General features: G+C 43.6%; 20 protein-coding genes. 6 read left to right on the forward strand and 14 right to left on the reverse strand.

The genetic code is table 11. From position 1 onward, the window contains the following. Positions 1-16 precede the first annotated feature (16 nt). The 4 genes from HNR50_RS05365 to HNR50_RS05380 all read left to right on the forward strand — a co-directional run bounded on the left by HNR50_RS05365 (position 17) and on the right by HNR50_RS05380 (position 2,867). The gene (locus HNR50_RS05365; protein WP_184744654.1) at positions 17-421 is read left to right on the forward strand and encodes a molybdenum cofactor biosynthesis protein MoaE; all 405 of its coding nucleotides are present in this window, start codon (positions 17-19) and stop codon (positions 419-421) included. Positions 422-428: 7 nt separating this feature from the next. Beyond that, the gene (locus HNR50_RS05370) at positions 429-1,289 is read left to right on the forward strand and encodes an EFR1 family ferrodoxin (RefSeq protein ID WP_184744656.1); all 861 of its coding nucleotides are present in this window, start codon (positions 429-431) and stop codon (positions 1,287-1,289) included. A 78-nt stretch (positions 1,290-1,367) separates the two neighbouring features. Beyond that, positions 1,368-1,922, forward strand: coding sequence for a hypothetical protein (locus HNR50_RS05375; protein WP_184744658.1), 555 nt, complete (start codon positions 1,368-1,370; stop codon positions 1,920-1,922). 66 nt (positions 1,923-1,988) lie between these two features. Then, the gene (locus HNR50_RS05380; protein ID WP_184744660.1) at positions 1,989-2,867 is read left to right on the forward strand and encodes a hypothetical protein; all 879 of its coding nucleotides are present in this window, start codon (positions 1,989-1,991) and stop codon (positions 2,865-2,867) included. On the opposite strand, the gene HNR50_RS05385 is transcribed toward HNR50_RS05380, so the two are convergent. The 8 genes from HNR50_RS05385 to HNR50_RS05420 form a co-directional block, all read right to left on the reverse strand. After that, complete coding sequence (locus tag HNR50_RS05385) at positions 2,824-3,840, reverse strand: SDR family NAD(P)-dependent oxidoreductase (RefSeq protein WP_184744662.1); 1,017 nt, start codon at positions 3,838-3,840, stop codon at positions 2,824-2,826. The two genes, HNR50_RS05380 and HNR50_RS05385, sit on opposite strands and share 44 nt — an antisense overlap. A 144-nt stretch (positions 3,841-3,984) precedes the next feature. Continuing rightward, entirely contained in the window at positions 3,985-5,106 is a 1,122-nt protein-coding gene (locus tag HNR50_RS05390) for a PQQ-dependent sugar dehydrogenase (RefSeq protein WP_184744664.1), read from the reverse strand. Between the two features lie 98 nt (positions 5,107-5,204). After that, the gene (locus HNR50_RS05395; RefSeq protein ID WP_184744666.1) at positions 5,205-7,397 is read right to left on the reverse strand and encodes a methyl-accepting chemotaxis protein; all 2,193 of its coding nucleotides are present in this window, start codon (positions 7,395-7,397) and stop codon (positions 5,205-5,207) included. A gap of 112 nt (positions 7,398-7,509) precedes the next feature. Next, positions 7,510-8,337 (reverse strand): dihydroneopterin aldolase, encoded by an 828-nt coding sequence (folB, locus tag HNR50_RS05400; protein ID WP_184744668.1) that lies wholly within the window; start codon positions 8,335-8,337, stop codon positions 7,510-7,512. 290 nt (positions 8,338-8,627) lie between these two features. Then, on the reverse strand, positions 8,628-8,831 hold the full coding sequence (locus HNR50_RS05405; protein ID WP_184744670.1) for a hypothetical protein: 204 nt from the start codon (positions 8,829-8,831) through the stop codon (positions 8,628-8,630). Positions 8,832-8,904: 73 nt separating this feature from the next. Then, positions 8,905-9,183: an RNA recognition motif domain-containing protein gene (locus tag HNR50_RS05410; protein ID WP_184744672.1), complete on the reverse strand. Its 279-nt coding sequence runs from the start codon at positions 9,181-9,183 to the stop codon at positions 8,905-8,907. Between the two features lie 223 nt (positions 9,184-9,406). Next, positions 9,407-10,147: a lysophospholipid acyltransferase family protein gene (locus tag HNR50_RS05415; RefSeq protein ID WP_221439809.1), complete on the reverse strand. Its 741-nt coding sequence runs from the start codon at positions 10,145-10,147 to the stop codon at positions 9,407-9,409. A gap of 69 nt (positions 10,148-10,216) precedes the next feature. Then, complete coding sequence (locus HNR50_RS05420) at positions 10,217-11,239, reverse strand: pirin family protein (RefSeq protein WP_184744676.1); 1,023 nt, start codon at positions 11,237-11,239, stop codon at positions 10,217-10,219. Between the two features lie 204 nt (positions 11,240-11,443). Here HNR50_RS05420 and HNR50_RS05425 point away from each other — a divergent pair, with 204 nt between their 5' ends. Further along, entirely contained in the window at positions 11,444-13,054 is a 1,611-nt protein-coding gene (locus HNR50_RS05425) for a methyl-accepting chemotaxis protein (protein ID WP_184744678.1), read from the forward strand. Positions 13,055-13,169: 115 nt separating this feature from the next. Here HNR50_RS05425 and HNR50_RS05430 read toward each other — a convergent pair whose 3' ends face one another. From HNR50_RS05430 to HNR50_RS05445, 4 genes are all read right to left on the reverse strand, one after another. Continuing rightward, a complete protein-coding gene (locus HNR50_RS05430; protein WP_184744680.1) occupies positions 13,170-13,418 on the reverse strand; it encodes a hypothetical protein in 249 nt (82 codons plus the stop codon). 195 nt (positions 13,419-13,613) lie between these two features. Further along, complete coding sequence (gene ptsP, locus HNR50_RS05435) at positions 13,614-16,148, reverse strand: phosphoenolpyruvate--protein phosphotransferase (RefSeq protein WP_184744682.1); 2,535 nt, start codon at positions 16,146-16,148, stop codon at positions 13,614-13,616. Between the two features lie 59 nt (positions 16,149-16,207). Continuing rightward, on the reverse strand, positions 16,208-17,806 hold the full coding sequence (locus tag HNR50_RS05440) for a B12-binding domain-containing radical SAM protein (RefSeq protein ID WP_184744684.1): 1,599 nt from the start codon (positions 17,804-17,806) through the stop codon (positions 16,208-16,210). A 131-nt stretch (positions 17,807-17,937) separates the two neighbouring features. After that, positions 17,938-18,525 carry a PAS domain-containing protein gene (locus HNR50_RS05445; RefSeq protein WP_184744686.1) on the reverse strand — a complete coding sequence of 196 codons (588 nt, stop codon included), beginning with the start codon at positions 18,523-18,525 and terminating at the stop codon, positions 17,938-17,940. A gap of 166 nt (positions 18,526-18,691) precedes the next feature. On the opposite strand from HNR50_RS05445, the gene HNR50_RS22820 reads away from it, so the two are divergent. After that, positions 18,692-18,847, forward strand: coding sequence for a LapA family protein (locus HNR50_RS22820; RefSeq protein ID WP_425506739.1), 156 nt, complete (start codon positions 18,692-18,694; stop codon positions 18,845-18,847). Between the two features lie 16 nt (positions 18,848-18,863). Here HNR50_RS22820 and HNR50_RS05455 read toward each other — a convergent pair whose 3' ends face one another. Further along, a complete protein-coding gene (locus HNR50_RS05455) occupies positions 18,864-19,115 on the reverse strand; it encodes an RNA recognition motif domain-containing protein (RefSeq protein WP_184744691.1) in 252 nt (83 codons plus the stop codon). 209 nt (positions 19,116-19,324) lie between these two features. Further along, positions 19,325-20,320, reverse strand: a complete 996-nt coding sequence (locus tag HNR50_RS05460; RefSeq protein ID WP_184744693.1) for a ribonuclease D — start codon at positions 20,318-20,320, stop codon at positions 19,325-19,327. Positions 20,321-20,667 lie beyond the last annotated feature (347 nt).

Raw genomic sequence — 20,667 nt, forward strand, 5'->3', positions numbered from 1 at the left:
ATTTCAGGAGGTTCTGATGAACGATTCCCTAGCCGTTTTTATTCTCACCGAAGGGTTGAATCACAACGCACTTTACAATGATTTTCACAAAACACTTTCCGACTCGACAGGGACAATATTGATTCACCACGGAAAAGCGAAATACCCGGGGAAACAACTGCCTGATTACAGCAAAATCAAACTTTACACCCTTAAGCCCGATGCTGAAGAAATACTAAATCAAAAAGCGAAGGAGATTGCTGTAAAACACAATCTGAACAGACTTCTCGGGGTTCATAATATCGGTATCATAGATAAGAACGACTCTATCCTTTTTCTTGCCGTCGAAGGCAAGGACAGAGAGACGGCATTTAACGGGATGAGAGAATTCCTGGAAATTATAAAGGATGAAACGATCCTCGGTCTAAAGGAAATTAAGTGAGGCGATTATGAAAAAAGTTCTGATCGCTTATTTTTCACAAGGCGGAACAACACTCTCTATCTCCCGGCGGATAGAGAAGGGAATGAGTGAAAAGCAGTTTGCTGTAGATCTGTTTAATATTACCGATGATGTCCTGCCGGATTTGAATGCCTATGACATAATCGGCCTGGGTTTTCCGGTTTACTTCTACCGTCCTCCTTTTAATGTTATGCAGTTCATCAGAAAACTTCCCGACCTCAAAGGAATGGCTTTTTTTCTTTTCTCTCTCTATGGAACCAAACCGGGGACATCCATGAATACTGTGAATAAAGTCCTCAGGCGGAAAGGCGGCAGGAATATCGGTTCCGGGAAGTTCAAAGGGGCTGATTATTTTATAGGTTATATAAAGCGCGGCTTTCTGTTTTCCCCCGATTCCCCCACTGAAGCTGAAATGGAAAGCGCATACCGCTTCGCTCAGGAAATAGTGGACAATTGGGAAAAGAAACTATCAGCAGATTACGCAAAAGATCGGTCTGACGGTGTGATTTTCAGCCTCGAGAGCTTAATGACCAAAGAGCTCTTTGTGAAAAATATATACAGCCGCCTGTTTAAAGCGCAAAAAGACAAATGCACATCCTGCGGATTGTGTGTCAGAATATGCCCGACCGGCAATATCGGTATTAAGGATAAGGGCAGGCCCGATTGGGGGAATAATTGTCTTTTCTGTTTTTATTGTGAAATGAAATGCCCTGTGGATGCCATCAAATCTCCCATTGACTGGCCTCTGATGGCGCCTTTTATGGCCTATAACGTTCGACAGGCAAGAGGGGATTCGGGAATCGAAAAGGTGAAGGTCATACATTCCCGGGGAAAAACTACGCGCCTTTAGTGCTGTGCGAGCAGAACGGGAACGGTTCGAAAATTGATTGCAAAAAACGTAAAGATCTCTGAACCTTAAAATATGCGGTTGTTTTCCGGTTTTACTATATTTCTTCTATCTGTTTTCTCTGTATTCGCTTCAGATTTTCCGGAAATTTCACTTACAGATGAAATGATTCAGGATTATGAAACACAATCGATCGGCACCATTTTATCTATCCATGAGGAATTTTTCAGCTCTACAATTGATCTCCCTAATGATGTCCTGCCGGAGATAATTGTCAATTTTACTTACTATCCCTTTGAAACAGATGACCCCTCTATGGAGAATCTCTTGAATAAGTATGTTGCCGTTGTTCTGGTTCATGTTCTCGATTGTCTGATAAAAGATGATAAACTTTCTCCTGATGAATTGAAGATAATTGTGGAAAAAAAAGGACAGCCGGAGAGCCATTCGCTGTTTCTCTATGAATTTGAAGATAAGCAGGAAACACTCCTTATGGACTATTCCGATCATATCGGGATTATCCGTGAAGAATTCCGGTGGGAGAGAGATGGAGAATTTGCCATGCAGACAAGAGTCCTCCGGAGCAATGTCTCAATAATTTATAGTTTGATTAAAAAAGTCATGACAAATTCATGAGACTGAGAAATAATCTTTGCCTTTCCGACAAATAAATAGTAATAATTACTAAGGAACATCATGTTTATGGCAGATAAGAAAACGGGAAAGGCCCAATTAATTATATTAATCATCTCTCTCATTATTCTCTTTCTTTTTTTTATGGTACGAAAGAGCATGGAGACGGCTCCATGGCCGGAAGGTACGCTCTATGATCATATTGATCTTGAAGTCTCTCCGGATCTCGCCGGGACAAGAGAAGAGATAATGGAACAGATTAGCGGTCATTATGCCCATTACGATATCGTTTCCTATGAAGATGTCACGACTAGGGCTCCCATGCGGACTTTTATTATTTCCTACGGTTTCACGGATATTTTTGTCGAGGACGGAAAGCTCTATCTTTCAAACCGCTTTATCCATGCCGAACAGGTTTTGAACCAGAAAAACACCACATCCTATATTTCGGATCTGGCCGTTCAGTCCATGGAGGACAGCATGTCTGAAGTCCGGCTGGAGTTTGTTGACGGAGTCTGGAAATTATTCCGGCCTGCCACACCTGTTTTGATGGGGATAAAGGGAGATCCATATCTGCCTCTATCTAAAGATCCCGATGACGCCGCTTTAACAGATCCCGACCATGATGGTTTCCCCGGTGTCTCTGTGCATCTGAATATTTCGGGATTTCTTAAAGGGGAGATCTACATCGCCCGCCGTGAAATTTTCGAATATGATCTGCAGGTCTACTCAGAAGACCTGATCGCGGGAAATGTAAAAGATTTTTCCGAGCAGTTAGTCCTCGGCGCCTCGCGGTCTTTTTTAAACAGACCGTCCAATAACATTCAGCATCCCGATCCGGCGATGAACCCCATTATATTAAAACGTATCCCGGAAAGCATCGATACATGGGAAGAGCTTGAACCTATCCGTGATGAATTGTTTCCTCCGCCGCCTTCTTTTTACTAGTCCGGGCGAAACTGACCAGTTCTCTGCTTATCTTGAAAATTTCATCTGCCGCCAGTCTGTCCAGAGCCGGCGGTGCAGGGGCTTCCAGGGTCGTCAGATTAAAGAATTTGCCGTTTGCTTCAGCCACTTCTTCCGCTGCGCCGAGATAGTAGATCGCTTCGGAGGACAATCCGGCCGATCTGAAATTTCTCTCGATGATTTTTTCTTTGTACCATTTGTAAAAACGGTCATTTTCCTTGCCTGATTCTGTTTTTACGGCACCGGGATGCATGGCGTTTATGGTTACTCCTGTTCCCTTCAGCTCTTCTGCGAAAATAAGCATTGTCAGAAGCTGAGCCAGTTTTGCCGAGCCATAGCTTCCCAGTCCGGAATAATGGCGTTTTTTCCAGTTCAGATCCTCTGTCCGAAGACCCCACATGGCAAAGCGGTGACCCTCGGAGTTCACAAGGATAATGCGTCCGCTTTTCTGTTTTTTAAACATGGGTAATAAAAGGTCATTCAATAAAAAGGAAGATAAGTGGTTGACGGTGAATACCGTTTCCAATCCCTGATCGGTCAAAACCTTATGATTCAGGTAAATACCGGCATTGTGAATGAGAACATCGACCTTCCGGTTGAGTGAGATAATCGCCTCCGCCAGAGAGGTAACCTGATGAAGATCGCTGAAGTCAGTCAGCAGATAGCTGCATTTGATACTGTAGGCATCTATGAGATTCTTGCATAATTGTTCCGACTTTTCCCTGTTCCGGTTGATCAGTAGTAATTCGGCACCCATAGAGGCATACTTATGGGCTGTATGGTAACCTATCCCCGAAGTCGCCCCCGTGATAATGACAAATTTGCCCTTAAAGGACTTTTCACATATTTCAGGGGTTTTTTTATTATTCCTTATCATGGCGATCATATCTTTTACATTGTACTCGCCGTAATATCTTAAAATGCCTTTCTTTACATTTGCTGATTGTTCATTCATATAGGGAAGATAATCTATAAAACTGGTTGATTCAAGAAAAAATATTAAAATAACCCTATATACAACACTTGTTATGGAATATTCCGATTGAGCACTATTGAGAAAGTGATAAGCCCGGATCCCCGATTTCCCTTCATGATGAACTCAATCCGGGGGAGTCAGCCTGCGCAGCCGGGCATTTCTTCCGTCTTCCAGAATCCATAGCGCGCCATCAGGCCCCTGTTCCACTTCTCTGATCCGGGTTCCCATATCAAATCTTTCGATCTCATCAGCTGCCGGTCCCGATAGTTTCACACGGATAAGAGCTTTCGACACCAGGCCCCCGATGATGGCATCGCCCCGCCAGTCTGCGAACAGATCTCCCGAATAAATGACAAGTCCCGAAGGAGCAATGCTGGGAACCCAGTATGCCTCTGGAGTATGGAATTCCGGCCTCGTATCGTGGTCGGGAATGTCGGCACCGGAGTACTGGTTTCCCCAGGAGACAAGCGGCCAGCCATAATTATCACCTTTGATAATCAGATTCAATTCATCGCCATGGCGGGGACCCATTTCGTGAACCCATAAACGGCCATTCCCGTCAAAGGTAATTCCAAGCATATTGCGGTGACCGACTGTCCAGAACGATTTGGCCAGCTCGCCTTTGTTCTGAAAAGGGTTGTCGGGAGGGATTGTCCCGTCATCATTCAGCCGGATTATCTTGCCCAGGTTTCCCGTCCAGTCCTGAGCGGGAGTCTGTTTCTGCCTTTCTCCGGAAGTAATAAAAAGATAGCCACGGGAATCAAAGGCGAGGCGATGGGAATAATGGCCGCTTCCTGTCGCTTTGGGGTCCTGGCGCCAGATAATTTCCAGATCTTTGAGCTCTGCTGCAGATTGATTGATCTGAAGAGCGGCTTTCGCCACGGCGGCGCCTCTTCTTCCCGCTGATCCCGATTCGGCAAATGAAAGATATATTAGACCGTTATCTTCATAGTCGGGGTGCAGAATGACATCTCCCAGGCCGCCCTGGCCACCATATGCGACTGACGGTGTTCCTGAGACTTTTATTCTTTTTTCCGATTGCGTATCATATATATAGAGATTTCCCGGTTTTTCAGTTATGAGAAGCCTTCCGTCGGGAAGAAATGTCATAGCCCAGGGCTCGTAAAAAATCCCGAAATCATCCGCTTTTATCTGTGATCCCGCGTTGCCGTACAGCGTTTGAGAAAAGAGATAAACAGTTGTTGTAAAGATAAATATGATGAATAAATATGTTTGTTTCTTCATGATTCTCTCCTGAGAGTTTCTTTCATCATAAGATACTCAAAAGAGTTAGATGCGGCTAGTATATGTAGGCAGTTGTAATTGTTGTGTGTTTATATCTATTATTCCCTTGTCAGAAGCGAGTTCAGGCGCCCGGATTCTTCAGCTGATTCATCGGCGACATCCTTAATGTTGTTTATCAGCTGTGCAAGATCGGCATTTCCAGCCATTGTTTTTTCCACAGAATCCCGCACCCCTTCGGAGAGAGAAACGAGGTTCTGCAGCCCCGCCTCAACGGATCTCCCCGACTTCTCCTGTTCTCTGGTCAGCTCGTCCAGCCGGGTGGAAAAATCCATGAGGGAGTGCATGGAATCGATAATCCGGCTGCCCGATGTTTTTTCCTCCAGAGTGGACCTGTAGATCCGGGAGATTTGATCAAGAGCGGATTCCGTATCTTCAGCCATTGATGAGAGGGCTTTCTTTACGGATTCGTTTGAATTGACACCGGAGCTGATAAGATTGCTTATCTGGTCTATCGTATCAAAAACTTCAGCTGCTTTTGATGCGGAATTGGAAGCGAGCTTTTTGATTTCCTGAGCCACAACAGAAAATCCCCGACCGGCCGCTCCGGCATGTGCTGCCTCTATGGACGCATTCATGGCCAGAAGGTTGGTTCTCTCGGCTATATCGTTCATGGCGTCGATAATGGAAGTAATCGCTCTGGATTTTTCCTGAATACTCTCTATGATTTTAGTCGAATCCCGAAGGCGGCTTTCGGCGGAAACAGCTGACTTGCGCAGGTTCTCTGTGAAATCAGTCGTCCGTTTCAGGTCATCCACTGTCTTATCAAAAGATTCCAGAAGCTCTATTGTTACAGCCGAAGTCTCTTTGATATTGCTGTCCTGGGTAGAGATCTGAAACTGCAGATTTTCAAACTCCGATAAAACTTTTGTAATGGCATCGGTGTTTTCCTTAATCCTGAGAAATTGATTCTCAACTGCTCCTGCAATGGCGGCATTCTCCACTTTCAGTTCCTCTGTCCGGTCCGATGCCTTTCGGACATGACTGCTTAAATTCCTGTTCATACCGGCCAGAACCTGGGAAGCATTACTCATTTCATTGAGAAAGTTCATCAGTTTTTCAGTCTTGGCAAGATTGTCGCGGGAGGTCCTGTCCAGGTTTTTCGCGATTGTAATTCCCTCATATGCCAGAGTCATAAACATTGAAATATCAAAGAACAGAATTCCGAAACCCTGTGTGAAAAAAAGGGGTACGATTCTCTGCAGAGAATAGGATGCATCAATGACTCCGGAAATTATACCCACCAGAACACCGGCCAGTATGGGAATAGCCAGACGATTACCCTTGATAACGGCACTTATAGAGATTCCTCCCATGAGGAGAAGCTCTATCACGCCGGGCAGCAGTGACAGGTTGAAAAAATCTTTTACAGCATAGGATGTGGTGCCGAAAACCAGCATGGCCAGACAGCCGAGCACTCCCGGGACAATCACGATTCCCTTGACGATCCGATTGTTAAAAGTTTGAAAGTACTCCAGAAAAAAGAGAGTCAGAAACATAAAGAAAAAAGGCAGCAGGCTCTTTGAGAGTCGGTAGAACTGCTGATGGGGGAAAGTCGGAAAATCAGCTCCCATCTGGAAGAAATAAACTGTCAGGACCAGATTGGCCAGAGCGAAATACAAACTTGCACGATCGTTCCGGTTCATCAGAAAGCGCATCATGTAATAGAGGAAAATAAAACCGGACATGAGTGAGAAAGCCAGGTAGATGTAAATGTTGAGAAAATCGGAGAGCTTCTTTTGAGGATAAATCGAGTCGAAATGATCCAGAAAAGGTTGCTCTATACTGAATTTCCCTCCATCGTTAAATAGGGCGATGACTATGGTATTTTTCTGATCCCAGCGGATCAACCCTTCGGGAATAAGAGCCAGTTTCATGGTACTGAGAGTCGGAGTGTTCGAGTTTTCCAGAAAACCTTCCTGGGCGATAAGCGATCCGTTTAAATAACAGCGCCATCCTTCTTCAAAACGTCCGATGGATAATGTCGGCTTCCTTCCTTGGAAATCCGATGATATGACAATTTCTGTCTTAATTGCTGCAATCTTGGAATCGAGAGAAAACGATCCTCTGAGCTTCTGCGGTTCCCAGCCGCCCTGAGGAATGACCGCGACCGATTCCATAGGCGCTATTTCCCAGTCGCTGATATGCAGGGGTTCCTTGGCTGAGATAATGATTGAAGTAAAAAGCAGGAAAAACAGGAATAGAATCCATTTCGATCGGGATAAGAGTTTCATCCTTCGAGTATAGAGCCCAAGTTCGGCAAAGTCCATGATTTCTTTGGAAGCTGTGATGTTCTGACAGGTCAGTTTTAGACAAGTCAGATAGTGCTCCGCAACAGCTCTTCTTTCAAAAATTCCTGAATATTTCAGTCAGAACGGTATCTATCTCCGGGTTTTCGGGAATGCTGCTCAATTCCGAAGGAACAATACCCGTAAGCCCGGATATCAATGCCTGAAGATACCATCGGCTCTTTACATCTTCATGAATAACGCGTCCGTTTTCGACAAGAATGTCCAGATCGACTGTCCGCGATTCGTATGGATCGCTGCCTCTGGTTCTTCCGCAGTCCGATTCAATCGCTTTGAGTAGACTATTCAATTCAGATTTCGGCATTTCCGTTTCAAGTGCAACGGCTCCATTACGATAGGGCGATTGATTTTTCTGCTTTTCCGGAGTTGTAATATAGACAGGAGAAGTGTCGCTGATGCGAATTCCTGCAATGTTATGTAGTTTTCTTATTGCTGCGGGGAGGTAGATCAGGGGGGAAATATTCCCGCTGATTCCAACAATGAAAGTCTGACTCTTCCGCTCCCTTTCGATTGAGACTCCCACATTCCTGGTAAACCGCAAGGCCCCCGGCTTCTCAACCCGGACCTTGACTGAACGGCAGTGAATATCCTCGAGGCAGAGACCGGCAATCTTTTCGGCCATTGTTTCAATAAGCTGGAAAGATGACGATTCCACAAAGCGGATTATCTTTTTTGTTATACTTTTGTAGTTTAACGCATCGTCGATAGAGTCGGAGATAGCGGATTTTTTAAAATCTCCCGACATTTCAATATTAATCAGCACATCCTGTTTATTGATTCGCTCTTCATCGTTTATTCCGATGATGCACCGCACCAGAAGGTCTGTAACTGTTATGATATCATTATTAAGTCTTGATAAATCCATATACTAAGTATAACGGATACAGTTCGGCAATCAATGGTTCAGAAGTCGATATAATCGATCAGTTGATAACAGCACATGAGAAAACTGTCAGAAAATAACAGCTCTGATCAACAGATGAATATAAGGAAAAGCGTTGTGGTTATAGGTTTTCGCTGGATTTCTGATAGACAGGAAGAATGGGATTGCAAGGAGAAAAGTCTTTGTCCTTTAGTCTCTTCAGGGGCTATTGACGGAGCTCTTTTCAATCCTTTCATATGATTTTTTGAAACGGCTCAATAAAGGACTGATAATCAGTCCTGATTTGTATTCTCATAAGCCGCTTCGACTTGTTCGGTTTCAGGTTCTATACCCAGATATCCATTTATAAGATCCTGTTCATCCCTTTCGCCTTCTTCGGTTCCCTTGCGCTCTTTGCGCAATCTCTTTTCTTCCTGGCGTTTCTGTCGTTTTATTTCTTTCTGACGTTTGTCAGATGAGTAATTATGCCTGGCCATTAACGGCCTCCTATCTGAAGATTAAATATAAAAAAAAGGACCCTTAAGATCCTTTTTTATTTTCGGGAGTTAATTAGTACCGACGGTTATTTCCCCGGTTATTTTCTCTGTCTTCAGCTTCGTTGACTCTGATATTACGTCCGTCAAGTTCCGTTCCGTTCAAGGCGGAAATTGCCGCTTCAGCTGCACTGCTTTCAGCCATTTCAATAAATCCGAATCCTTTTGACCGGTTAGTGTTCCTGTCAATGATGATTCTGGCAGAGAGTACCTCGCCATACTGAGCAAAACAATCGCCCAGTTCCTGATCTCCAGTATTCCAGCTAAGATTACCTACATAAATTTTATTTGACATATTGTCTCCTGTTCCGGATTTTTTCCGGGTTTTAATGATTTTTACGGAATGATTATTGAATTTGTGGGAATCGGGAATTGAAGACAGGAAACAAATAAAATCAGTAACTTTGAAAACAATATAACGGTTCTACAGATAAAAATTATCAAACTGTATGCTTCACTATAAATGTTTCAGTTTTAAATGTCAACGAGTCCGGGTTAATTCCTATCAGCTTTTAGTGCTATAATGTGATCGTCTCTGCCCTCTGCTTCTGTAGAACAGACTCTATCCTCATCTTAACGTTATCCCTTAGCTCTCTGGTTTTTTTAAACTCATCACTGGGAATCGCTTTAAGAACTTCCACTTTAATCTTGAGGAATTTCGTAAAAATAAAGCCTTTTATAATTTCGGTTTCTGAATAGGTCAATGCCACAGGGAGTATGTCGCATTTCATTTTTTTAGCGAGAAGAAACCCTCCGTCAAGGAATTTCCCCAGCCCCTGTCCTCTGCTTCTCGTTCCCTCCGGAAAAATCATTATCGAATTTCCAAGGGCCAGATTCTCTTCGCAGGACCGCATCATTTTTAACTGGCTTTTCTGATCGGTACGATTAATAAAAATCGTTTTATTGAGGACCATATTCCACCCTATAAATGGAACCCGCCGCAAGGATGCCTTGGAAATCCATTTAAAATGGATAAAGAGAAGATGAAGCGCCGGAATGTCCAGGAGAAATGAATGATTAGGTGTAATTATATATGTTTTTTTCGGATCAATATTCTCTTTCCCGGTAATTTCAACGGAGACAAATGGATTTAGCCAGATAAACAGAGAGCCCCAGATATTGGCAATAAACTGGAGCAAACGCAATCGTTTGTCAAAAAGTACTGTAAGACACCAGACTGAAAAAGACAGGGGAAACATTACGAGCACGATGGCCGGAATTGCAATCATCCAATAGAGCAAAGATAATATTAAATGCAAAAGCACCTCCGATGATTCCCGGAGTATAGCAGAAAAACAACCTGTTAACCAGAGGATTTCCCTTTGAGATCAGTCTCTTTTTTCAATCCTCCCATCGGCAAACCGGGCAAACCGGAATGTCTCAAGTCCGTGTACCGGTTCCGGGCTGTCCCATGGCCAGCCCCCGAATTGGGTCTCCCGATAGTCTGAATATGTCTGGTAGATTTCATCTTCCGTATTCATGACAAAAGGTCCGCTCTGGACAACGGGCTCATTCAGCGGAATCCCTTGAAGAAGAAGTAAACAGCTCTCATTTTCAGAATCTGTATTCTCTAAGCAAAGAGAAGATTCGGATTCCGTCGTAAAAGAATGATTTTCCGGTATATCCGTATCCCCGGTTTTTAATCCTTTTCCCTTATAATAATAAAGGGCTCTTTCTGCTCCTGAAGTATTTTCCGGGAGATTCCACCGGGCTCCGGGTTCAATTGTAATTATCCAAATGGCAACATTGTTTGCTGGATCACTGGCCCAGGAATCAGGTGGGGGAGAGAGGGCTTTCTCCTCATTTAGAGAACCGGCAATAATGCGAATGGAAGTTTTATTTCCCCTCTCATCGATCTCCTGCAGGACAGGAATGTCCTCATTCCAGAACATCCTGTAATAGGGTTCCACAAACTTGGATTTTCGGGGCAGGTTCAGCCAAACCTGAAAAAGATGAAGGGTATTGGGCTTGTCTTTGAAAATACAGGGAAACATCTCGCTATGCTGGATTCCGCTCCCGGCGGTCATCCATTGGACATCTCCCTGACCATAACGGCCGCCGGCGCCAAGCGAATCGGAGTGGTCCACAAAGCCTTCAAGTACAATGGTTACTGTCTCGAAACCTCTGTGAGGATGCACGGGAAAGCCGGGGACATTCCTGCCGTGGTACATTCTCCAACCATCTTTAATTGTGAAATCATTTCCCATAAGCCTGTCCCGGAGCGATGCATCGGGGCCCTGTTGATCATTCCCTTTTGGAAAATGATCGTAATGATGAGCGCAGAACAAAAAAGGATCATAGGTTTTCCAGTGAAAATCGAGGGGTTTTAGATTGCTGATTATTTCTTTCATTTTGACATCTCCGATAAAGGGTCGCTAAGTCAAACATAGTTTTTTTTATGCTGTTTTAAAAGGATGAAATCTATTTTTCCACCAAACAGAACATCAGGGAGTTTTTTCTTGAAGTTGGTCTTTACAGTATGAGAAAAGAAGTCTCTTTTCCTTTTGCATGGCAAAATCTCCTGGACTATAATTCTATTCAGGAGTGATTTAAATATGTCAATTAAATTGAAAGCCTACTCAGATTCTTCCTATGAAATAAAACTCAAGGCTCCGGTCGCTGCGATTCTCGAATCGGTCGTCGCCATACTGCTTCTGCCTTTGTCTATCGTGCAATTCGCATCGCGTCAGCCTGTGCAGGGCGCAGCAATTTTATTTCTTGCGGGAATTTTCCTCTTCTCTTTAGTTTTGCTTTTCAAAGGGCGCTATGATTTTTCCGTAAGGCTTTTACTTCTTGCCGCTTCCATAGTCATGTTTTTAAATCAGGTTTTCCTCCAGGGCTATAATAACGCATTGGTTTTTCCCCAGTACGCATTGCTTCATTTGACTGTGCTGGTTCTGGTCGCTTTTCTCATCCGGCAGACCCGGGTTTTTATCACCTATCTCATTGCATCGGCAATCACGTTCTGGGGGTACATATTTTTTGTCGTTTTCAGCGGACAGGCCGCAACGGTTGATTTCCCCTTGTTGTCCCAGATTGATATAGCCGGATTTACCTATATCATATGCGTTCTGGTTCTGTTTCAGATCAAGAGGATTTTTAATTCCGTAAGCGATGATGCGCAACGGCAGTTCGCTCTCAGCGAAGAAAACCGACAGCAATTAAGCCGCATTATGAAAGAAGCCGCCGATCAGTTGAACAATACCAGAGGGCTGAAGGCCGAGGTGGAATCAACCCAGAGCGCCACGAGCAGGATCGGTGGTCTCGTAGAGGGCATCCAGGGGCTTACATCTGAACAGAGGGACATATTTGAATCCATGGTTTCCTCCCTTTCTCAACTGGAGGAAAGCATGAGTTTGCTGTCGCAAAGGGCGGAGGAGCAGAGTGCCAATGTTACCCAGTCCGCCGCGGCCATTGAGGAGATGGTCGCATCTATCGGCAATGTCTCCAAGGTTATAGAGTCGCGGAACAGCAGTGTCGAATCGCTGATGTCAAGTTCTGTCAACGGGGCCCAGATGATCAAGCAGACCGAGACGTCTTTCCGCGATGTCGTGGAAAGGATCGGCGGAATACGGGAGATTACGGGACTTATCAGCAGCATAGCCGCCCAAACGAATCTTCTGGCTATGAATGCCGCTATAGAAGCCGCCCATGCCGGTGATACGGGACGGGGCTTTGCCGTTGTCGCCGATGAAATCCGGAAACTTGCGGAAAACAGTTCCGCCAATGCAAAAGACATCGCGGACAACCTGAAAGAGCTGATCGGCAGTATAGAAGCCACAGGCACGCAAGTCTCCCAGACGGAAGTCTCATTTTCCGAAATTCAGAATGAAGTGACACAGGTCTCAAACGCCATGAAAGAAATAGCTTCCAGCACCAGAGAGCTGGATAACGGCAGCGATGAAATCCTTCGGGCCACAACCAGTCTCAGCGAACTGACAACCAATGTCATGGAATCGGTACGAGTTGCCGATCGAGATATCCTTACCATTTCCGGTAAGATTTCAGAAGGCAGAGAGACTTCCCGAAAGCTTAATAGTGAAGCCGATGATATTGTGAAAGAGTCTTCGAGCATAGTTCAAGCTTCTTCTCAAATCCTGGAAATGGCCAAGTCTCTTACCGAGCAATCGGAATCGCTTAACTCTCAGATAGGTAAAGAACCGTAATTTTGAAGAGGAGCATAGATTGATGTCAAGTGAGAAATTACCGGTCCGCTCTTTTCCAATTATATATTGGTAAGATCGGAACCGGCGGTTTTTGCTCCGGTTGTTATCTCTTATATCAGCTTTTTTTAACGCGCAGAGTGTTGTGTATAATCATACCGTGAGCTTCGGATTCGATAATCTCATCGATTTCCTTTTTTTCAATATCCAGATCGACCCGGCCGGTTACGTGAATCTCATTTTTTTTCCAAAAAAGAAATCCGGAAGTTTTAATTTCAACTGAAACATGTGAAGGGTCATTGATATTTTTATTGCTTCTGATTCGCGATAATACTGTTCTCTTTATTTTTTCCTGAGTGTTACCCATATTCTCTCCTGTTTTTTCTATATATATCCATTTGGCAGTGAGTAATGATTGCAGACTTAAAAATTACTGTAATCTAACAAGTAGAATATGTTTGATAATGAAGTGGAATGCAAAAACTATAATAAAGTTTATGTCCATGTAGCGTTAATTGTCAAGGAATATGTCATTTTCATGGCCTGCGTGCCTGGGAAAAAACTACTTTTGCAGATTGCATTTCATTATTTCCTCTCTGACCTGGGGGATCAGATTCGGCAACACGCTGAATCGTGTCAAACCGATTTTTAATATAGATGAAATGTATTCCCTGTCTCCGGCTATCTCTCCGCAGATCGTGCAATCCTTTACAGCATCCCGCGACTTCTCTATCATTCCTTTAATGGAACCGTATAGAGTCTCAAATCCCATGTCGAAATATCCGGCTACGGCTTTGTTTTCCCTGTCCGCCGCCATCGTGTACTGAAAAAGATCATTGGTTCCGATACTGATAAAATCTGAGGTTTCCAGAATGGAATCAAAGTTGAATACGGCTGCCGGTGTTTCTATCATAGCGCCGACAGGAATTTTTTCTCCGCCTTTTATTCCGCTTACTATTTCGCGAACCTCTATAACTTCCGAAGGGACAGAGACCATGGGCAGCAGAATCTTTATCGGCACTTTCCTGTTAAACCGGATACAGGCTTCCAGTTGGGTCTGAAGCAGATTTCTGTGTTTCAGTAAAAATCGGATTCCCCTCAGTCCCAGAGCGGGGTTGATCTCGTTTTTGAAATCCAGATAAGCGGGTGTTTTGTCCGAGCCAATGTCAACCAGGCGAATTGTAATCTCTTTCACAATCATATGACTGAAAATCTCTTCAAACTGTTTCAGAAGAAAGCGCTCGTCGGGGATGGTTCTGCTGGTCAAATAAATATTCTCCATACGGAACAAGCCTATACCATCAGCTCCCGAATCCGATGCGGCGATTGCCTCTTCCCTGCTGGAGACATTGGCCAGGAGCGATATTTTATGTTTCCTATACTCAAGAGGTTTGCCGGGCGCCATATGCCGGGCGCGGGAGGATTCATGCAATAGGATTCGATTCCTGTATTCCTCGATCAAACGGCCATCGGGATTGATAATGCAGGTGTTTTCGTCGCTGTCCACAATAGCCTGTTTGAGATTGGGCAGCATTTCGATTTTATCCTGGATTGTCACATAGGGAATATTGAGCGCCCGGGCCAGAATCGCCGAATGGGAGCCCCGGCTTCCTTCAACGGTTATAATCGCTTTTACGTTTTTTCTGTCGAGGAAAACCGTATCGGAAGGTAAAAGCCTTCTGGAAACCAGAATCGTGTCTGGAGGCAGAGAGGAGAGGATATTGTCTTCTCTGCCCTGCAGTTTTTTTATGACCCTTCCGGCGATATCCCTGATATCCTTTGCCTTTTCCGATCTTTCCTTGTCTTCGAAGAGAAGAAACCGCTTTTCCAGTCTTCGGAATATATCCCTGACAATGATTTCGCCATTTAATAATTGTTCGTTCAGCTCGTTTTCAATATCAATGAATAATGAACTGTCCTGTAAAATCAATTTATGAACGAGAAAGATGGCTCCATGCTCCCTGTTAATTTCCTTTTCGATCGAGCTCTGCATCCTGGTCAAATCATCGATAACCGAATTAATCGCCCTTCTTATCCTCTCCAGTTCAATCTGCGACTCTTCCGGTTTGATATCGTACTGACTGATCTGATTGGAAATAATGTCTCTGTAAATAAAAATATTACCTATTGCACAGCCCGAAACTATTGTCTCGCAATTGATTTTAAGATTACCCTTTTGGTATTCGGATGGAGCAGTTTCTCCATTCTGCGCAAGAATTTCGCTTTTACCATCCCTGGAAAGAGCAATCAGATTTCTTCCCCCGGCCTTGGCTTTATAAAGGGCTTGATCAGCGGCGCCGATCAACTTCTCATAATTGTTGCTGTAACTGCTGCCGTAAGCTGCGACGCCCATGCTGACGGATATGCTTTTTTCTATCTCTCCGCAGGGAGTCTTGTTCAGCAGCTCAAGTAATTTGCGTGAAATCCTTCCGGCACCTTTAATATTTGTCTGGGGAAGCAGGACGATAAATTCATCTCCTCCGAAGCGGTACAGGTTATCCAGTTTCCTGAGATTACCAATTATCAGAGAAGCAAAAAACTGCAGAACATGGTCGCCGGTCTGGTGTCCGTAGGAGTCATTGATGTCTTTGAATTTATCCAGATCTATCAGAATTATGGAAAATGTTATGCCGTATCTGTAAGCGCGATCGATTTCCTTCTGCATATCGATTAAGAGCTGCTCAGCAGAGAAAGCTTTGGTCTTGCTGTCCGTAATAGCCTGTCTTGCCATTTGCCTTATGAAATTTCCCATATTTTCCATGATAGGTTTGTCTTCCAGATCAGCTGAGTCAACATAGTCCATCGCCGCGAGTTCAAGCCGAATCGGCCTTCCGAGCCTCGTTTCCATGTTTTTCCGATGAGATGAAATGCTAAGGCATATTTTTTCCGCCAGAGTGGGATCGTCAACTTCCGTATATGTCAGTAAAAAGAGGATTTCAGGATAGTACCGGCTTCCGAGATTCTGGGAAATCTTTTCTATATCTCTTTTCTGGATTTCTGAGGCATCCCCTCCCGAACAAATGATTTCCAGAAGATCTCCGGAGATTTTAGGATGAGCAATATTCTTTACACCCTCAAATCCATTAATATATGCCATTAAGTTCATTATAGTTGAAATCTGCTGATACGCGGGGATTTATCACCAACAGGTGGATCTTACTTCTGAAAAAGAGTATTTTCCGCTTTCCTGAGTAAATCGGGGAAATTCCCTTTGCGGTAATTTTTGAACCAGCCTTTCAGAATGAGAAGACCGCCAAAACATATGGCGTTATTGCTGAACAGCCGGGAATGCCAGAAACGGAATGCTTTCTGGATGTATGTAATTCTTCCGCTTAATATCGTCAAAACAGAAGGGAAGATAATCAGCGGGAAGTCGATTATAATATTTTTGATGCATCTCGCCAGGAACCCCCTTTTATAGAATCTTTTCATAAGATTTCCCATTGCTTTCTGAATCTTCTCGGGAGAATATATTCTGTTCTGGAAATACAAGGGATACTGGCCGTCATAATATTGCCATCCTATCTGTTCTATTGGAAAGAGCTGGTTGTTCTTTTGAAGTCTCTTCCTCAAGTCTGTTCCGGGGAGCGGGATGGCCAGCAGAAGCTGCAAAGAGTCAATCCGGCTGTTTTTTATGAATTTCCAGAAGGTTTTTTCATATTCTGCCAGAGAATAGGGCGGAGGGGTAGCGTTGTTCCGCGGATAGGAGAAAATGAACATGCCGTGAATCCGGACGCCCTGACGCTTGAATGAACGGGTAAGCCTCAGCATCTCTTCAGAGTGGTAGCCTTTATTCATTTGCTTCAGGTCGCTGTCGACAGGAGACTCATAGCCGATGCAGACCATGGAGACTCCGGCTTTTTTTAAAGCTCTCAGATAGTTTTCCGATCTGGCATCGGTCAGCCTGGTCTGTATCGTCAGAGATAATTTTTTTCCGATTGATTGCTGGTATAGAGCGAAGAGTTCCAGGAATCGTATTGCCCTTTCCATGTTCGAGGCGAAATGATCGCTCACATCAAAGAATTCTCTGGCATTGTATGTTTCCACAAGATATCTAACTGTATTTATCAGATATTCAGGGGAACAGCTTCGGGATCGGCCTTTCACGGCGCAGAATTCACAATTCATATTGCATCCCCTGGTGCTGATTATCGGGAATATTTTCATGCTGGCGAATCGCAGAAGATGATAATCGGGCACCGGCAGCTTGTCCAGTTCATCGGGTTCCGACCTGTTCCCGTTTCTTTCCAGAAGTCCATTCCTGAGATACCCGATTCCTTTTACGGTATTCCGGGAATCGATACTGTCGATATTCTCCAGAAATTTCCTGATGCTTATTTCTGCTTCTCCGAAGAATACATAATCGAGCCCGCTTTTCAGAGCTTCAACGGGAAGGTTCTCAATATGCTTTCCGCCTGCTATGGTTAGCGCTCCCATCGATTTATAAAGTCGGGCCAGTTCATACAATCTGGGAATTGATGATGAAATGGAACCATAGAATCCGACAATCTCTGCCGGGGTTTCCTCCTGCAGCTTCTTATGATCAAGTTCCCCCCTGCTGTTTTGGGGAAAGAACTTGCCGTGGAGATTGTTCTCATCAATCACTTCCGCATCCCAGCAGTCAAGTCTCACAGCATTCGTTGCTACCAGAAGAGGGCCGATGCTTGTCGTCACTTTAGAGGCATTCGTATATATATTGAAATGGGGAAAACGGGGAATGATAATCCTTAATAATCTTCGTTTCTTAAGTACCATGACTTTCAACTCATAATTAGTGGATTTTCATAAATGACAAGCCGGATCTATTCCATTAGATTAGGAGCACCTTCTTTATAAGTTACTCACAAAAGAAGAGAATACCAAATATAATCAGAAAAATATATTTTCTATTTTTTTTCAAACCATTTGTTGGAGCCGTAGAGGGTTATCTCGCATTCCGGGCAGAGACCGTGTGTGAACAAGGCTTCAGAATGTTTTTCGATATATGTTTCCAGTTCCTGCCATTCCCCTTCACTGTCTTTTATTTTTTTACATTTGCTGCATATCGGGAGAAGCCCTTCCAGAATTTTAGTGCGTTGCTCCTGCCTTTCGATTTTTTCCTTTATGTGAGTAATATCTCTTTCCGTTGTGGCAATTGAAGTGATATTCCCTGAATTATCTTTAAGACAAGTGATCGAAAGCCAAACGTCGAGTACTCTTCCGTCTCTTGTTTCTCTTGTAGATTCGAATGATTCAATATACTCCCCCGATCTGATAAGGTTTAGATAATTAAGCATTTCAGCCTGCTTTTGAAGCGGTACGATTTGAGAGATATTCATCTGAAGAGCTTCCTTTTCTGAATAGCCGTACATCTTTTCAGCCCCTTTGTTCCAGGCCAGAATCTCCCCGTACAGGTCTTGAACAGTTATCGCGTCATTGGAATCATGAAGTATCACAGCGAGGCGGCGTAGATCCCATTCATTTGTAAAATCCATAGACTCCCCCTGTTATTATACTCTGATTCTTCTAACCTTTTTGAAATAAATACATTTTAAGCATAGAATTATTATAATCAAAGGAGCAAATGACAATATGGTAAAATTTGTTTTCGGACTCATTATCGGTTTAATTTGTGTTATCTTCTTTTTTCAAAACGGAGATATGAGCCAAATCAATTTCTTAAACTGGACACTCGCTCTCCCCCAGTATCTGATAATGATGATATTTTTTGTCTCGGGGATTTTTCTCGGATGGCTGCTAACCAGTCTCGTTTCTCTTAAAAAGCGCAAGCGGAAAAAGTCAGCTGATCGGCCTTAAGCGGAGGTCCTTCTGCCTAATTTCCGGATTCTGCTACGTTGACTCGTAAATTCTGGCCATCGAAATCCAGTCCGTTGTAAGCAAAAATCGCTGTTTCCGCAGCATTGACATCTTCCATTTCGACAAACCCGAAACCTTTCGATTTGTTGGTCCGACGATCGGTGATGATATTGGCAGATAAAACTTCACCGTACTGGGTAAAGAGGTTGGTCAGATTGTTCTCTGTGATATTGCAACTGAGGTTGCCTACATAAATTTTTTTCGACATAGAGTCTCCTGTTCCGGGATTTTCCGGTTATGATTGATTATTTACTGAATGATTATTGAAATTGCAGGAAACGTGAATTGATGACAGGAAACAAATGACTTAGTAACTTTGAAACAATAGAGCGGTTCTACGTATAAAAATATCAGACTGTGAAGAGACTATATGTCCTATTGGGGCTAATGTCAACGTTTCGGAACCGGTTTGGTCTTTCATTCTTTGAATTCACGGAGAATGTCGATCCTGAATTTACGGGGAACTTTATCATGAATTGACCTTTCAAGCGTTTCGCCTCCCGTCGCTATTTTATGGAGAAGGCTGTTGCTTATTACGTTATTGGGTGGCCAATTCAATTTCTCGGCATACTTTTCTCTTATTTCGTAGAGAGAATCGAAAGTGCGCTTCTGCTCTTTCGTCAGTTTTTTGTACTCTTTTTTTCTTTTTATTCCAGGTATGGGGTTTATCTTAACTTTATTGTCCCTGGTCACCAGCCTGCGGATATAGTCTTCGAGCAACCCTCTCCGGCTGAGCTGCTCCATTAATTCATCCTTGAGTTTAAAAAGGTACTGAACATCCTTCAGAGCATATTCCAGAGCCTCTTCCGCAATGGGACGGATCGTCCAGTTATGCTTCTGGAATTTTTTCTTCTGCGTGATTGTGATATTCAAATACTTTTGAATCATGGCGTCCAGGCCTCGAATCTGTCCTTCCAGGATATATACCGGATCGGCCAGATCCAATATCGCCTGAATCTCAATATCATATTTTTTGAACACAAGAGCTTTGTCCGACTGAGCGTCATAAAAGATTTTCACTATATTTGTCGATTCCAGGAGCATCTTCAACTCTCTTGTGCTGATATGAACCGGATCAATCAGGAAATAGTTTTTTCCATCAAAAATCTGGATCAGACATAATGATTCGCCGTATTGGTGAAGAGAAAATTCTCCTTCAAAATCCATGGCAAGAGTGTGAATCTGCTCAGAGAGCAAATAACTCCTGAACTTCTGTATCTCTGAATCCGTTTGTATATACCGGTATTTTGTCAATTTATTGCCCCATTTCTGATTCTTGTGTTCGATACAAAGACTGCTGTTCTTCTTTATAAAAACGCCCCGGAAAACTGTAGAAAAAGACATGATAAGTGCTAAGAAAATGAGCTGAGTGAAATTCTGAAGAGTCAAACAGAATTTCCGGGCTCTCCGCATAACAGTTTCCTGTTTCCCGGAGTATAACAGAATGACGTGACAGTAACCAGACCGTCAGAATGCCAAAGGGTTTTATCATTATATCTGTTGGATATGAATAGCTACCTGACGCCTTAAATGGCAATGACAATAAAACTTACCGGATATCTCTTTGCGTTTTTTACAGGGCTGTGATTCACGGGAAATACACTCCTGCTGAAAGGATAAAGCATCGATTTTAGCCTGGATTAAATCATCAAACATATTCTTGATGCAAAAGTAGTTTTTGTCACATTGTTCGGTCTCTCTCAGCTGATTTAATAGCTCTCCCAGTTCATTTCTCGTCATTATTGAATAAATTATCACAG

The sequence above is a fragment of the Spirochaeta isovalerica genome (assembly GCF_014207565.1).
Taxonomy (GTDB): domain Bacteria; phylum Spirochaetota; class Spirochaetia; order DSM-2461; family DSM-2461; genus Spirochaeta_F; species Spirochaeta_F isovalerica.